Annotated in this window: 15 protein-coding genes; 9 read left to right on the forward strand and 6 right to left on the reverse strand. The window is 71.5% G+C overall.

Translation table 11 applies throughout. The features are described from left to right. Positions 1-156: 156 nt before the first annotated feature. The gene (locus AB0M59_RS26030) at positions 157-1,386 is read left to right on the forward strand and encodes a DUF222 domain-containing protein (protein WP_364619538.1); all 1,230 of its coding nucleotides are present in this window, start codon (positions 157-159) and stop codon (positions 1,384-1,386) included. 723 nt (positions 1,387-2,109) lie between these two features. On the opposite strand, the gene AB0M59_RS26035 is transcribed toward AB0M59_RS26030, so the two are convergent. After that, positions 2,110-2,670, reverse strand: coding sequence for a hypothetical protein (locus tag AB0M59_RS26035; RefSeq protein WP_364619540.1), 561 nt, complete (start codon positions 2,668-2,670; stop codon positions 2,110-2,112). A 450-nt stretch (positions 2,671-3,120) separates the two neighbouring features. On the opposite strand from AB0M59_RS26035, the gene AB0M59_RS26040 reads away from it, so the two are divergent. From AB0M59_RS26040 to AB0M59_RS26060, 5 genes are all read left to right on the forward strand, one after another. Continuing rightward, positions 3,121-3,786 (forward strand): DUF4097 family beta strand repeat-containing protein, encoded by a 666-nt coding sequence (locus AB0M59_RS26040; RefSeq protein WP_364619543.1) that lies wholly within the window; start codon positions 3,121-3,123, stop codon positions 3,784-3,786. Between the two features lie 96 nt (positions 3,787-3,882). After that, on the forward strand, positions 3,883-4,641 hold the full coding sequence (locus tag AB0M59_RS26045) for an IclR family transcriptional regulator (RefSeq protein WP_364619546.1): 759 nt from the start codon (positions 3,883-3,885) through the stop codon (positions 4,639-4,641). Between the two features lie 84 nt (positions 4,642-4,725). Continuing rightward, positions 4,726-5,757, forward strand: a complete 1,032-nt coding sequence (locus AB0M59_RS26050; protein ID WP_364619549.1) for an aromatic ring-hydroxylating dioxygenase subunit alpha — start codon at positions 4,726-4,728, stop codon at positions 5,755-5,757. Beyond that, the gene (locus tag AB0M59_RS26055; protein ID WP_364619556.1) at positions 5,754-5,918 is read left to right on the forward strand and encodes a hypothetical protein; all 165 of its coding nucleotides are present in this window, start codon (positions 5,754-5,756) and stop codon (positions 5,916-5,918) included. The genes AB0M59_RS26050 and AB0M59_RS26055 overlap by 4 nt, the downstream gene beginning before the upstream one ends. Further along, positions 5,915-6,844, forward strand: a complete 930-nt coding sequence (locus AB0M59_RS26060) for a PDR/VanB family oxidoreductase (RefSeq protein ID WP_364619559.1) — start codon at positions 5,915-5,917, stop codon at positions 6,842-6,844. The genes AB0M59_RS26055 and AB0M59_RS26060 overlap by 4 nt, the downstream gene beginning before the upstream one ends. Here the strand turns inward: AB0M59_RS26060 and AB0M59_RS26065 are convergent, their stop codons facing one another. The 3 genes from AB0M59_RS26065 to AB0M59_RS26075 all read right to left on the reverse strand — a co-directional run bounded on the left by AB0M59_RS26065 (position 6,845) and on the right by AB0M59_RS26075 (position 9,818). Continuing rightward, positions 6,845-8,050, reverse strand: coding sequence for a cytochrome P450 (locus tag AB0M59_RS26065; protein ID WP_364619561.1), 1,206 nt, complete (start codon positions 8,048-8,050; stop codon positions 6,845-6,847). Between the two features lie 15 nt (positions 8,051-8,065). Continuing rightward, positions 8,066-8,998 (reverse strand): PDR/VanB family oxidoreductase, encoded by a 933-nt coding sequence (locus AB0M59_RS26070; protein WP_364619564.1) that lies wholly within the window; start codon positions 8,996-8,998, stop codon positions 8,066-8,068. Positions 8,999-9,065: 67 nt separating this feature from the next. Further along, a complete protein-coding gene (locus tag AB0M59_RS26075; RefSeq protein WP_364619566.1) occupies positions 9,066-9,818 on the reverse strand; it encodes an IclR family transcriptional regulator in 753 nt (250 codons plus the stop codon). Positions 9,819-9,888: 70 nt separating this feature from the next. Between AB0M59_RS26075 and AB0M59_RS26080 the strand changes: the two genes are divergently transcribed. Together AB0M59_RS26080 and AB0M59_RS26085 are read left to right on the forward strand one after the other, a co-directional pair. Further along, positions 9,889-10,317 carry a cupin domain-containing protein gene (locus AB0M59_RS26080; protein ID WP_364619569.1) on the forward strand — a complete coding sequence of 143 codons (429 nt, stop codon included), beginning with the start codon at positions 9,889-9,891 and terminating at the stop codon, positions 10,315-10,317. A 134-nt stretch (positions 10,318-10,451) separates the two neighbouring features. Further along, entirely contained in the window at positions 10,452-11,396 is a 945-nt protein-coding gene (locus AB0M59_RS26085) for a pentapeptide repeat-containing protein (protein ID WP_364619851.1), read from the forward strand. Between the two features lie 3 nt (positions 11,397-11,399). Here AB0M59_RS26085 and AB0M59_RS26090 read toward each other — a convergent pair whose 3' ends face one another. Together AB0M59_RS26090 and AB0M59_RS26095 are read right to left on the reverse strand one after the other, a co-directional pair. Continuing rightward, a complete protein-coding gene (locus AB0M59_RS26090; protein ID WP_364619572.1) occupies positions 11,400-12,356 on the reverse strand; it encodes a zinc-binding dehydrogenase in 957 nt (318 codons plus the stop codon). A gap of 52 nt (positions 12,357-12,408) precedes the next feature. Beyond that, positions 12,409-13,026, reverse strand: a complete 618-nt coding sequence (locus tag AB0M59_RS26095; protein ID WP_364619575.1) for a ScbR family autoregulator-binding transcription factor — start codon at positions 13,024-13,026, stop codon at positions 12,409-12,411. 139 nt (positions 13,027-13,165) lie between these two features. On the opposite strand from AB0M59_RS26095, the gene AB0M59_RS26100 reads away from it, so the two are divergent. Beyond that, entirely contained in the window at positions 13,166-14,290 is a 1,125-nt protein-coding gene (locus AB0M59_RS26100) for a serine hydrolase domain-containing protein (protein ID WP_364619576.1), read from the forward strand. The last annotated feature ends 28 nt before the right edge of the window (positions 14,291-14,318 follow it).

Here is a 14,318-nt window from a genome sequence, read left to right on the forward strand (position 1 = left end):
GGTGCGCCTGACGATGGTGATGGCTGGAATGCCGCCTGGCTGCGCGGTTTGGCTACACGTCATCGTCCGTCGCTGCGTGGTTGCCTCCTGCCGACGTCCTGAATGATCACCTGTTCGTGTGATGAACGTGCGTTCGGGTGCCGGTAATCTTGGTGTGTGGACAGCGAAACGGTGTGGAAAGCAGATGCGGTGGCGTTGGCCGACCGCATCTCCACCCTGCTCGCTGTCGCTCGGTCTGCCGAGGCTGAGATCGGTTCACTGCTGGCGGAAATCGAGTCGCGCGGTGTCATGGAACTCTTCGGATACCGCTCTGTCGCACGGCTTTTCGAGCACCTTGCCGATGTCCCCAAAGCTGCCGCCGAGACCGTCGTCAAACGAGCCCGAGCCCTCACATCCAGCCACACCCTCGACGGCACCCCGATCCCCGCCGTCGCTCCCGCCGCCGGCGCCGCCGCGCTGGACGGACGGTTGAGCACTCCGATGATCGACACCATCGTCGGCGTCATGACCCAAGTCCCGCCCGAACACCGCGACGAGGCCGAGCAGCACCTGCTGACCTTCGCCTCCGAGGCCGGACACAAGCAGGTCGCCGCCCTCGGGACACGCATCCTGGCCCACCTCGACCCCGACGGCGCCGCACCCGAGGAGACTGAACCGGCCACCCCGAGTCGTGAACTGTCGTTGCGGCGCAAAAGAACCGGAGTCTGGGAACTTCAGGGCCGGTTCGACGATGAGACCGGCACGCGGGCAAGCGCCCTGCTCGACTCGTTGGCGCAACGCCGCACCACCGACGAAGGCCCCGACCTCCGCTCCCCGCAGGAACGCTACGGTGATGCCTTCTCCGACGCGATCGACCTCGCGTTGAACTCGCCAGAGTTGCCGATGCAGGCCGGTGAACGAGCCCACGTGATGGTCGCGGTCTCGCTGCAAGACCTGAAGTCTGGTGTCGGCCGGGCCATCCTCGGCGACCTCGGGACAATGTCCGCGGCCGAAGCCCGGATTTACGCCTGCGACTGCAAGCTCATCCCCGCAGTACTGGGCACTAAGAGCGAACCTCTCGACCTGGGTCACCAGCGACGCTTGATCTCCACCCCACTGCGCCACGCGCTGTACCTACGCGACCGCGGCTGCGCCTTCCCCGGCTGCCACCGCCCACCCCGGCACTGTCAGGGACACCACATCCGGCATTGGGCCGACGGCGGCCCCACCGAGCTGGGCAACCTGGTCCTGATGTGCGCGCACCATCATCGGCTCTTGCATCGCTCGGGCTGGCAAGTCCGCATAGCGGCCGACGGGTTGCCCGAGTTCCTGCCACCGGTGTTCCTGGACAAACGCCGAAAACCCAGGCGCAACAACCTCCACCAACCACTGCCGTTCGCGGCGTGAACAACCGAACACGGGAAGGCCCGCAGCCACCGGCTGCGGGCCTACACCCGCGCTCTCGGGCAACCGCCGAAACGGCAACAGCCGATCCGCCTGTCAACCACCAGCCCGCTCGGCGATGATCGGCCGAATGAGCCGGTCTCCGGCTCCGGTCGTGGCCGAAAGATGTGCATCGGAAGATCCAGCGTGCCGGGCGTAGCCGGGCACACTTTCATCCCGCCCGCCCGCTGACAGGTGCCTGGGTAGGCGCGCCACCACCTTCGGTGCGTCGACGGGCCCGGCTGTCCAGACAGGCCGGCGAGCCACCCAATGTCGCATGAGCCTCGGCGCTCACGGTGCCGACCTCCGCAGCCAAGCCCCGGCCGTCCAGACAAGCCAGCGAATCAGCCAAAGCCGCATGAGTCTCAGCACTCACGGCGCCGATCTTCGCAGCAAAGCCCCGACTGTCCAGACAAGCCGGCGGCACACCCATCGCCGCATGAACCTCGGCGCTGACCTTCTCGGCAGGGTTCCAGCCATCCGGTGATACCAGGTCCGACCAACCACTGCCGGAGCCGGGTGAGCCGGTGCTTTCCGCTGCGAAGCGCAGAGCGACCTGTCGGCACGGCAGCGCAGGCTGCCGCGGGCCGGCCAGCCAAACCCGCATCGTCCTTTGTGGTCAGCCAGACACCGCGACGGATCGGCCCACCCAGCGGTGAGCCGATCCGTCAATCGCGAGGGCTACGGTCAGCCGCGAAGCAGGGCGAGGATCTGGTTCAGCAGGTTCACGAGCCCCTGCAGGTCGGTCAGCGGGCCCGGGTCGAGCAGGCCGGCGATCGCGCACAGCAGGTTGCCGAGCAGGTTGCCGGGGCCGGACTCGGCCGTGATGTTCAGGTGGACGCGGTCGAGGTGGACGACCAGGCCGAGCAGGTCGAGGTCGAGCGGCCCGAGCACCAGGTCGAGGATCTGGCAGGACGCCGCCGCGACGGTGACCGGCACGGTCACCGCGCGGGACTCGGTGCCGACCTGCTGACCCGCCGAATCAGTCAGGGTCACGTCGGCGACGCCGTTGGCCAGCAGGGTGGTGCCGTCCGCGACGAAGTCCGTCGGGGTGAACGTGCCGGCCGCGGTGCCGGTGCCGCCCGATGCGTCGGTGAACGCGCCGGTGATCGGTGTGGACAGCGCCGGGATCGCCGGGGCTGCCGGGGCCGGGGCGGCGGATGCCGGGCCCGCGCCGGTGAAGAGGGCGACCATCGCGGTCACGAGGATCGCGATGATCGTCGCGATGCCGGTCTTCCGGACTCTCATGGTGTGCTCCTTCCGAGGAGGAATGGGACGCTCCAGGGATCCACCAAAACGGCGCCGAGAAACACGATGAACCGAAAAACCCATGGTGAGCAAACTCAACTGATCGACATCACGAATCGCCGTAACCGATCCGGCGCCGGCTCGTTTGCGCCACGGCGCGCGAGCACGGATTTTCCTTACGGTAGCACGTTTGTCGAGCTTGACGACGTCCGGACCGTCGAAACAGAACTGTCCATTCAGAACTACGGTGACAGACCACAAGAAATGTTCCCACGCGCCGGTTCAACCGAATGCACGACCGGTGTTGCCTCCGAATGTCGGCACGTGATCACCCGTGATTCCCGCGTCAGGGGAGGCCCGTGTCAGCGCCGTGGCCGCCCGGTGTCAGCAACGTCCGCGACGGTGGTTCTCGTCCCCAGCACCGGGGGCCACCGACCACAGGAGACCACGATGCAGACCTTCGCCACCGCCGCCCCCATCACCGCCGCTTTCGACCTGGCCGCCGGTCGCATCCGGCTCGCCGCCGCCGACCGCGCCGACACCACCGTCGAGGTCCGTCCCGCCGACCCGGGCAAGAACCGCGACGTCAAGGCCGCCGAGCAGACCACCGTCACCTACGCCGACGGTGTCCTGCGCGTCCGCACCCCGCAGGGCAAGAACCAGTACTTCGGCCCCTCGGGATGCGTCGAGGTCACCGTCGGGCTGCCCACCGGCTCCCGCGTCGAAGCGACCACCACCGGCACCGAACTCGACGGCACCGGCCGCCTGGGCGAGGTCACCTTCACCGGCGCGTACCGCCACATCAAGCTCGCCGAAGCCGCGAGTGTCCACCTCACCGCCACCGACGGCGACGTCGAGATCGGCCGCCTGGCCGGCCCGGCCGAGATCAGCACCGCCCGCGGCGACATCCGCATCGGCGAAGCCGCCGGCGGCATGGTCACGCTGACGACCCAGGCCGGTTCCATCACGGTCGGCGCCGCCCCCGGCGTCTCGGCGTCCCTGGACGCCGGCACGTCCTTCGGCCGCATCGACAACACCCTCAAGAACAACGGCACGGCCGAACTCGCCATCCACGCCACCACCAGCCAGGGCGACATCGTCGCCCACAGCCTCTGAAGGGGGTGGCGCCGGGCTGAAGGTTCCATCCGATGCGACGAAGGTGCCTTCAGCTCGTCCGGGCGCGACCGGCTCCGTCCACTATGCTCGGTGGCCGTGCCGCGTCGAGGTCGTGCCCCCGGGGCCACCGGGCCCGTGCTCGGACGGGCGTTGCGGGTGCTCGGGGCCTTCACCCCCGACCGGCCCGCCCTGCGGCTCACCGAGATCGCACGCCGGGCCGGGATGCCCGCCGCCACCGCGCACCGCGTGCTGCGGGAGTTCTGCGAGTGGGGCGCCCTCGAACGGGACGAATCCGGCGTCTACCGCGTCGGACTGCGGCTGTGGGAGCTCGGGTCGCTCGCGCCGCGGGGGCTGGGGCTGCGGGAACGCGCCCTGCCGTTCCTCGAGGACCTCTCCCAGATCACCCGGGAGAACGTCCAGCTCGCCGTCCGCGAAGGCACCGAAGTCGTCTACATCGAGCGGATCGCCGGGACCGGGGCCGTTCCGGTGCTCACCCGCGTCGGCGGGCGGTTCGCGCTCACCGCGACCGGGGTGGGGCTCGTCCTGCTCGCCCACGCGCCCGCCGACGTGCAGGAAGACGTCCTGCGCAACCCGATCGAGCGGTACACCCCCGAGACCGTCACCGACCCGGACCGCCTGCGGCACATGCTCGCCGACGTGCGCACCCACGGCTTCTCCACCAGCGAGCGCCAGGTGACCCTCGACAGCCTTTCGGTCGGCGCGCCGATCCACGACGCGCGGGGCCAGGTCGTCGCCGCAGTGTCGCTCGTCGTGCGCTACGGCAGCGCGACGCCGCACGCGCTGGCTCCGCTGGTCATGACCAGCGGCCGCGCGATCTCACGGGCGCTCGCCTGATCTTTCCATCTTATGAAAATGCCCTACGTGGGCGCCGGGGCGGTCCCGCACGCTGTGAGCCCCGCCACGAGAGGACGAAACCCGATGAGCGCCATCCCCCGCGACCAGTGGTACGTCGCCGCGTACGGCTCCGAAATCGGCCAGGACCTGTTCAGCCGCACCATTTGCGGCGAGCCGATCCTGTTCTGGCGGACCCGCGACGGCGGCGTCACCGCGATGGCCGACCGCTGCGTGCACCGCCGGTTCCCGCTGTCGCAGGCGCCGTCCCGGCTCGTCGACGACCAGGTCGTCTGCGGCTACCACGGCTTCACCTACGGCGTCGACGGCAAGTGCGTGTCCGTCCCGGGCCAGACCCGGGTGCCGCGGACCGCGCGCCTGCGGAGCTATCCGTTGGTGGAACAGGACTCCTTCGTCTGGGTGTTCATCGGCGACCCGGACAAGGCGGACGTCACGAAGATCCCGCGGGCGCCCTACCTCGACTCGCCCGGGTACACGACGGTCGCCGGCATGGAACCGTTGAAGGCGCGGTACTCGCTGCTGGTCGACAACCTGCTGGACCTCTCGCACGAGACGTACCTGCACGGTGGCTACATCGGGACGCCGGAGGTCGCGGAAACGCCGATCACGACCGAGGTCGACGACGAGGCCGGGATCGTCTACGTGTCCCGGCACATGGCCGACGCCGCGTGCCCGCCCTTCTACGCCAAGTCCACCGGCCTGCAGGGCCGCATCACGCGCTGGCAGGACATCGAGTACACGCCGCCGTGCCTCTACAAGCTGCACAGCCGCATCGCGCCGGTCGGCTCGGTGCCGAACCCGGACGGGAGCGACCCGGACGCCTTCCACGTCGAGGTCGTCTACGCCATCACCCCGGAGACGGAGCACTCGACGCACGACTTCTGGGCGGTGGCGCGGGACTTCGCCCTCGACGACGACGGCGTGTCGGCCTTCCTGGCGGAGAACAACCGCACGGTCGTCCTGCAGGACGTCGAAGCGCTCGACGTCCTCGAGCAGGTGATCGCCGCCGAACCGGACGGCTACCAGGAGCTCTCGGTCAACATCGACACCGGCGGCCTCGCGGCGCGCCGGCTGCTGCAGCGGCTGGTCACGTCGTGACGCGGCCGATGCTCACCGGCGACCGCGTCTACCGGATCCACTGGGTGCTGGGCACCGACCGGCTGCGCGCGGTCTGTCACTGCTCGGCCGAGCGCGAGTTCGACGACCCGGTGGCGCTGTGGGAATGGCTGCTCGCCCACCCGGAAGGGCACGACTCATGACGCTCGACCTGGTGGTGGCGGACAAGGAAGAGATCGCCGACGGCGTCGTCCGGCTGACGCTCCGGGCGCCGGCCGGGCAGCCGCTCCCGGGCTGGGAACCGGGGGCGCACGTCGATCTGCTGCTGCCCGGCGTGGTCCGGCAGTACTCGCTGTGCGGCCCGCCCGGCGACACCTCGGCGTACCAGGTCGCGGTTCTGCGCGAGCCCGACGGCCGCGGCGGGTCGGCGTACGTGCACGACGAACTCGGTGCCGGACAACCGATCCAGGTGGACGGGCCGCGCAACCACTTCGCGCTCGTCGACGCGAAGCGCTACCTGTTCGTCGCCGGCGGCATCGGCATCACGCCGATCCTGCCGATGATCGACCGGGTCGCCGAGCAGGGCCGCGAGTGGCAGCTCGTCTACGGCGGCCGGACGCGTTCGTCGATGGCCTTCACCGACGACCTGCGACGCCACGAGGCCCGCGTGACGATCCGGCCGCAGGACGAACACGGGCTGCTCGACCTGCCCGCGCTGCTGGCCGAGCCGCAGCCCGACACCGCGGTGTACTGCTGCGGCCCGGAACCGCTGCTGGCGGCGGTCGAACAGCACTGCGCCGGCTGGCCCGAGGACGCCCTGCGCGTCGAGCGGTTCGCCCCGGTGGCGGACGACGGCGCGCGGACCGCGTTCGAGGTGGAGCTGGCCGGCTCGGGCCGCGTCCTGACGGTTCCGGCGGACCGGTCGATCCTCGAAGTGGTCGAGGAATCGGGGCTCCCCGTCCTGTCTTCGTGCCAGGAAGGTACTTGCGGCACGTGCGAAACCGGCGTGCTCGGCGGCACGCCCGACCACCGCGACTCCGTGTTGAGCGCGGCGGAACGGCGGGAGGGCGACGTGATGATGATCTGCGTGTCCCGCTCGTGCTCGCCGCGGCTGGTGCTCGACCTCTGATCAGGCCGGGGTGACCCGCACGGGCATCGACTCCCACGCGCGCAGCGTGTTGTTGTGGTGCCGGACCGCCGGTCCCGCGAGGTCGATCGCGGCGACCCGACGGGCCAGGGCCGTCAGCAGCGACTCCGCTTCCAAGCGGGCGACGTGCTGGCCGACGCACTGGTGGAGGCCCATGCCGAAGCCGACGTGCCCGGACGGGTCGCGGCCCAGGTCGAACTCGTCGGCCCGCGAACCCCACCGCTCAGGATCGCGGTTGGCCGCGCCGAGGAACAGCAGGACCTTGTGGCCGTCCGGGATGACGTGGCCGCCGACCTCGATGTCGCGCGTGGTGGTCCGGAAGAAGGTCTGCACCGGGGACTCCCAGCGCACCGCCTCGTCGAACGCGACCCGCGCCGCCCCTGGTTCGGCGCGCAACCGCACCCACTGGTCCGGGTTCGACGCGAAGGCGTACAGGACGGCCGACAACCCGTGCACCGTCGTGTCCACGCCGGCCGACAGCAATGACCGGACGACGAGCGGTGCCTGCTCGCGGGTGATTTCCCCGCGGTCGGCAGCGGCCCAGATGTCCGCGCCGAAGCCCGCGGGGGCCAGGACGTCCCGCGCGCACTGCGCGTTCGTCCAGGCGGACAGTTCGCCGATGCGCGACGCGCCCTTCTCGACGAGGTCGTTGGGCGGCCCGAACGCGTTGAACAGGTGATCGCCGTACGGCAGCAGGTTTTCGCGGCCCGCCGCGGGGATGCCGACGGCGTCGGGGAAGACCCGCAGCGGGAACACCTCGGCGAGCCGCGTGACGGCGTCGAACTCGGGGCCGTGCTCGGTCAGGACCTCCTCGACGAGCGCCTCGGCGTCGGCGGTCCAGCCTTCACGGAGTTTGCGCAGCGCGCGGGGCCCGAGGATCTTCTGCAGGACGCGGCGGGGTGCGTCGTGGTGCGGCGGGTCGGCCTCCAGCAGCAGGCTCGGTGGCCGCCACGGCTTCTCGACGCGGAAGTTCGCCAGCCCGACGCCGGCCGCGGACTGGAAGCCCTGCCAGTCCCGCAGCGCCGCGTGGACCTGTTCGTAGCGCGCGAAAGCGTGGACGTCGTAGCGGGTCAGGTGGACCACCGGCCCCGCCGCCCGCAGTGCGGCGTGGAACGGGATCGGGTCCTCCAGCACGGCGTGCCCGAAGGGGTCGGCGTCGCTGGTCGGGAGGGAGACGGCGAGCGTCACGGCGGTACCTCCGGGTCAGATGTCGAGCACGAGGCGGTCGGAGCGGGAGCGCGACACGCACGGGAACAGGCAGTCGCCCGCGGCGCGCTCGGCGTCGTCGAGGATCGAGTCGCGGTGGTCGGGAAGCCCTTCGAGCACGCCGGTTTCGCAGGTGCCGCAGGTGCCCTGCCGGCAGGACGAGAGCACCTCGGCCCCGGCGCGCCGGACGGCGTCGAGGACTGTCTCTTGTGGACTGACGGTGACCGTGCTCCCGCTCCCGGCCAGCACGACGGTGAACGCGTCGGCCCGGGCGGGCGGTCCGGCCTCCTGGGCGACGAACCGTTCGGTGCGCACGCTGTGGGGCGGCCAGTTCGCGGTGACGGCGGCCAGCGCGTCCAGCAGCGGCGCCGGGCCGCAGCAGTACACGCGGACGCCGGCGCGGGGCTCGCCGAGGAACCCGGCGAGGTCGAGCAGACCGCGTTCGTCCTGGGGCACGATCTCGACGCGGTCGTCGTCCAGTTCGCCGAGGAACGCCATCGATGCCCGGGTCCGGCCGCCGTAGAGCAACCGCCAGTCGGCACCCAGCAGCTCGGCCTGCCGGATCATCGGGACGAGCGGCGTGATCCCGATCCCGCCGGCGACGAACAGGTACGCGGGCGACGGCACGAGCGGGAAGTTGTTCCGCGGGCCGCCGAGACCGACGACGTCACCGGGTTCGAGCCGGTCGTGGACGTAGGCGGAGCCGCCTCGCCCGGCCGGCTCGCGGAGGACGCCGACGCGGTAGGTATGGGCGTCCCAGCGGTCCCCGCACAGCGAGTACTGCCTGGTCAGACCGTTCGGGAGGACGACATCGACGTGCGCGCCGGGCGTCCAGTCGGGCAGCCGCCCGCCGTCGGGTGCGACGAGCGTCAGGGTGACGACGCCGTCGGCCTCGGTGCGCTTGGCGGCGACGCGGACGGTGGTGAGCACGGTGTCCTCCGGGCGGTGGGGTGCTTTCGAATATGCGGAGCACACCCGGGCGGCCAGAAGAGGACTTTCAATGAATGGGACTGCCGATGCTCCGGGCGATCCCGCGCGCGGCGGCCTTGAGCACCGGGATCACCGTGAAGGCCTGCCCGTCGTTGGGGACGACGGCGGACACCGCGGCGACGACCGCGCCGTCCCGGAAGATCGGGACGGCGGTGCCGGTTGCGCGGACGTCGATGTGGCCGTTCGTGACGACGTGGCCGTCGCGGCGGACGCCGGCCAGCACGGTGCGCAGCTTCACCGGGTCGGTGACGGTGTCCGGCGTGAAGGCGGCCAGGGGCGCCGCCAGCACTTCGTCCTGCAGGGCGGCCGGCGCGAACGCGAGGAGCACGAGCCCCGCGGAGGAGGCGTGCAGCGGCAGCCGGCCGGCGATCCGGGTGATGTTGATGACCGCGCGCGGCGCCGAGAGCCGCTCGAGGAACAGCACGTCCCGGCCGTCGAGCACGCCGAGCTGGACGTGGTGGCCGACGACGGCGTGCAGGTCTTCGAGGAAGGGCATCGCCGCTTCGCGCAGCGGCAGCGCCGGCGACGCGCGTTGCGCCAGCTCCCACATCCGGATCCCGACCGTCACGCGGCCGTCGCCGGTGCGCCTCAGCAGCCCGTGGCCGACGAGCTCGGCGACGAGCCGGGAGGCGGTGGAGATCGGGAGCCCGCTCGCCCGGGAGATCTCGGTGACCGTCGGCGCGGGCCGGGCCGCGCTGAAGACCTCGAAGATCCGCACGGCGCGGGCGAGCACGGATTCCCCGGTGGCGACACGCGGCATGCCCCCAGGGTGACAGGCGCGCCGGACCGGCGCCGGGGAAGATGGCAGGTGCGACGAAGGGACGACTCCGATGACCGACCTCTGGCACCAGCCCCTGCGGCACATCCGCGGCGCGGACCTCACCGGCGACACGAACCAGACGAGCGGGATGCGGCGGCTGGAGGCGATCTCCGGCAAGACGGTGGGCTCGTCGAAGGTGTGGATGGGCGAGACGCACGTCGCCCCGGTGACCAACTCGGGCGACCACCACCACGGCGAGGCGGAGACGGCGATATACGTGAAGTCGGGCCACCCGGTGTTCGTCTTCGCCGACGGCGACGAGGAGGTGCGCATCGAGGCGGGGCCCGGGGACTACATCTTCGTGCCGCCGTACGTGCCGCACCGCGAGGAGAACCCGACGGACGAGGAAGCCGTGGTGATCATCGCGCGCAGCAGCCAGGAGGGGATCGTGGTCAACCTGCCCAGTCTGTGGGCCCCGGTCGAGGTGCCCGCGGACTGACCGTCGCGTGCCACAATCTGCGTCTTGTGGGTTTCGTCTGGCTGCTGGTCCCCGGTGCGGTGCTCGGCGTGGCCGCCGTCGTGTTCGCGGCGATCGCGTTCTTCAGCTCGCGGATCGCGGTCGTGCGGTACCGCCTGTTCCTGATCGGGAGCGTGCTGGGCGCCGGCGGCGCGCTCCTGCTGGTCACCGGCTGGTTGCTGGGCGATCCCGGCACGCCGAGGGGTGACGCGCTCAAGACCGGCGGACTGGCCGGGGGCGCGGTCCTGGCCGTCTACGCCCTGTGGATCAACGACCGCCGGCGGCGCACGGAGGAAGCCCGGCACGAAGTCGAGCGGACCCGCGCCCAGCAGGATCGCGAGCGCACGGAGAACGAGCAGTTCGCCAAGGCCGTCGAGCTGCTCGGGCACGGCGCGGACCAGGTCCGGGTCGGTGCGCTGCACGCGCTGGCCGGCTTGGCCCGCACCCGCCCCGCCTACACCCAGACGGTGCTCGACGTGCTGTGCGCGTACCTTCGCCGCCCGTTCACCCATCCCGGCTACGACCTGCGGCCGGACAACCCCGACGAGGCCGAGCCGGAGCCCGATACCGCCTGGCCGGCCGAGCGGATCGCCGAAGCCGATCGCGAACAGCAGGTCCGCCTCACCGCTCAGCGGCTGATCGCCACGTTGCTGCCCGGCTCCGCCGACGAGCAGGCGCCCCGCTACGACCTCGACCTGACCGCGGCGCACCTCGAATACCTCGACCTGACCGGCTGCCGGCTCGGGCGGCTCACCGCCCGCCGGGCCCGGCTGCACGGCGTCAACCGGTTCGGCGGAGTGCGGATCCAGGGGCCGGCGCTGTTCTCCGGGGCCACCTTCCACGGCCGGACCGAGCTGTCCGGCGCCCGGTTCGACGGCGGGTTGTCGGTGCTGAAGGCGGAGATCAAGGGCGCCTGGCGGATATCCGGCGCCCAGGTGCGGCTGTTCGCCGACCTGCGCACCGCCGTTCCCGAGGAGCAGCTCGGCGCTTTGACCCTCATCGGGGACGTCGAGCTCAAGGTCGACGACGACAGCGGCTGGGCGACCCGGTCCGGCCCGTGACCCTCAGGGCACCACGACGAGCTTCCCGCTGGCCCGGTCCTCCTCCATGTACCGGTGGGCCTCCACGACCTCGTCCAGCCCGAAGACCCGGTCGACGTTCGGCCGGTAGACCCCCGCCTCGACCTCGCCGACGATCCGCTGCAGCACGTCCGTGCGGCCCTTCATGTCCTTGCTGTGGAAGGCCGTCAGCCGGGTGCCGGACGGGATCATCGCCACCGGCTGGAAGTCCGCGATCGACCAGCCGCTCAGCGAACCCGCCACGCAGACCGTGCCGCCGCGGCGGACCAGGCTCAGCGAGTCCACCGCCGTGCGCGCGCCGACGAGGTCCAGGACGTAGTCGGGGACCCAGGGCAGCTCCAGCGGTCCGTCGTCGATGAGGACGTGCGAGACGCCCGCCGCGGTCAGCGCGCCGGCCTTGTCCGGGCGCCGGGTCGTCGACGCGATCTCGACGCCGTGGCCGCCCGCGATCGACGCCGCCGCCAGGCCGACCGACGACGTCCCGCCGCGGATCAGCAGCCGCGTCCCCGCCTCGATGCCCAGCGCGTCCAACGCGCCCTGGGCCGTCAGGTACGTCTCGGGCAGCGCCGCCAGGACGTCCCAGGACAACGTGGTGGTGATCGGCATCAGCAGCGCGTCCGGCAGCAGCGCGTACTCCGCGTAGCCGCCGTCGAACTCGCGCCCCATCTCGCCCATCACCGCCGCGACGGTCGTCCCCGCCGGCAGCGCGGGATCCGTCGACGCGGCCACGACACCCACGCATTCGATCCCGAGCACCCGCGGGAACCGCACGTCCGGCGAATGGCCCTGCCGGGTCCGCAGCTCCGACCGGTTCAGGCCGGCCCCCTGCACCCGGACCACGCTCCAGCCCGCCCGGACCGCCGGTACCGGCAGGTCACGGACCTCCAGGACCTCAGGGCCACCCGCTCCGACACAGACCGCCGCGCGCATTGTCGTGCTCACGGCGCCACCGTGGCACGGAAAAATACCTTCGGCAACGTATTTTTCCGCGGCCTCAGCGCGCGACGGAAGAAAAGAGCAGCTCGCTGACCTCGGCCCAGCGCCGCGGCAGGTCGGCGCGCCGCTCGAGGACGTCGGACACGTGCTGCACCCCGAAGAACGTGGACACCAGCGTCTGCGCGAGCGACTCCGGGTCGAGGCCCTCGCGGAGCTCGCCGGCGTCCCTGGCCTCGGTCAGCAGCGCGGCCAGCGTGGCGATCCACTCGACGTACGGCGCTGGCAGGTCCGGGTCGGCCAGCGACCGCTCGGCCTGCAGCCGCGCCCCGGCCTTGACGACGTCGTCGTCGAAGAAGCTGTGCGACGCGTTGTCCAGCAGGGTCCGGACGGTGTCCAGGGGCGGCAGGCCCACCGCGCGCGCCCGGTCCACCAGCGCCCGCCAGCGGTCGTACAGCTCGTGCACGACCTCGGCGGCCATGTCGTGCTTGTCGCGGAAGTGGAAGTAGACCGCGCCCTTCGTCATGCCGACCCGCTCGGCGACGTCGGCGATGGACGTGTGCGGGAACCCCCGCTCGGCGAACAGCCCGGCCGCCGCCGCGAGCACCTGGGCCCGGGTGTGCGCGGACCGCGCCTGTCTCGGTGCGCGGCGAGGCGGGCGGCGGGAAGCATCACTCACGAGCACGGTCCGTTCCTGCGCGGGCTGGAGCTTGCACGGTAGCGCCAGCGCTACCCGGGATCCGGTAGCCCGCGCTACTGATCTTCGCGCCGGATTCGAGAAGCATTTCCGGTATCGAACCGGACATGGAGGAGAACCGATGCGCAAGGGTGCAGTGATCTTGACGGTGGCGGGGCTGCTGGGCGGCCTGACCACGACGGCGGCGGCCACGAGCCCGAAGTCGCCCGTGCAGGAAAGCGTGGACGCGCTGGTGAGCCAGGAGAAGTTCCCGGCCGCCCTCGCCTGGGTGGGCAAGAACGGCGCCTCGACCTCGCTGGTCGCCGGGTCCGCGCGGCTCGACCGCCGCGTCCCGGTCCCGCGTGACGGCCGGGTGCGCGCGGGCAGCAACACGAAGACGTTCACCGCGGTCGTCGTCCTGCAGCTCGTGACCGAGGGCAAGGTCGAGCTGGACGCGCCGATCGAGCGGTACCTGCCCGGGCTGGTGCGCGGGGAGGGCATCGACGGCAACGCCATCACCGTCCGGCAGCTGCTGCAGCACACCAGCGGGCTGCCGAACTACACCGAATACCTCGGCGTGGAGAACTTCGAGGACGTCCGGCACAAGTTCTTCCAGCCGCACGACCTGCTCGCCGCGGCGCTGGCGCACCCGGCGAAGTTCGCGCCCGGCACGAAGTGGGAGTACAGCAACACCAACTACCTGCTGGCCGGACTGCTGATCGAGCACGTCACCGGACGCCCGGTGCAGGAGCAGATCACGAAGCGGGTGATCGCCAAGGCCGGACTGCGCGACACGTACTGGCCGCAGCCGGGCGACGAGACCATCCAGGGGCCGCACCCGCACGGCTACGCGCTCGCGAACAGCACGGGCACGAAGGTCGTCGACGCGACCGAGATGGATCCGTCGTGGGGCGGGGCGGCCGGACAGCTGATTTCGACGCCGAGCGACCTCGCCCAGCTCGACCGCGCGCTGCTCGGCGGCAAGCTGCTGCCGCCCGCCCAGCTGGCCGAGATGCGCAAGACCGTCGACGCGCCGCTGTTCCCGGGGTGGCAGTACGGGCTCGGCCTGTTCCGCGTCCCGCTGAGCTGCGGCGGCGTCTACTGGGGACACGGTGGTGACATCGACGGCTACGAAACGCGCGGTGGCGCCACGGAAGACGGCCGTTCGGTCGGCCTGGCGGTGACCGCGCTGCCGGGCACCTTCGGCGACGGGGAGAAGGCGGCGGTCGCGGTCTTGTCCACTGTGGACACGGCCTTCTGCAGGTGACCGGCGCCGGTTGCCCGGGGCGCTTGAG

This window comes from Amycolatopsis sp. NPDC051371, from assembly GCF_040682155.1.
Classification (GTDB): Bacteria; Actinomycetota; Actinomycetes; order Mycobacteriales; family Pseudonocardiaceae; genus Amycolatopsis.

What these genes read in the sequence shown, in the direction of transcription:
- AB0M59_RS26050 (WP_364619549.1), top strand. Translation starts at nt 4,726, where the DNA reads ATGAGCGCCATCCCCCGCGACCAGTGGTACGTCGCCGCGTACGGCTCC.
- AB0M59_RS26080 (WP_364619569.1), top strand. Translation starts at nt 9,889, where the DNA reads ATGACCGACCTCTGGCACCAGCCCCTGCGGCACATCCGCGGCGCGGAC.
- AB0M59_RS26100 (WP_364619576.1), top strand. Translation starts at nt 13,166, where the DNA reads ATGCGCAAGGGTGCAGTGATCTTGACGGTGGCGGGGCTGCTGGGCGGC.
- AB0M59_RS26035 (WP_364619540.1), bottom strand. Translation starts at nt 2,670, where the DNA reads ATGAGAGTCCGGAAGACCGGCATCGCGACGATCATCGCGATCCTCGTG.
- AB0M59_RS26075 (WP_364619566.1), bottom strand. Translation starts at nt 9,818, where the DNA reads ATGCCGCGTGTCGCCACCGGGGAATCCGTGCTCGCCCGCGCCGTGCGG.
- AB0M59_RS26040 (WP_364619543.1), top strand. Translation starts at nt 3,121, where the DNA reads ATGCAGACCTTCGCCACCGCCGCCCCCATCACCGCCGCTTTCGACCTG.
- AB0M59_RS26060 (WP_364619559.1), top strand. Translation starts at nt 5,915, where the DNA reads ATGACGCTCGACCTGGTGGTGGCGGACAAGGAAGAGATCGCCGACGGC.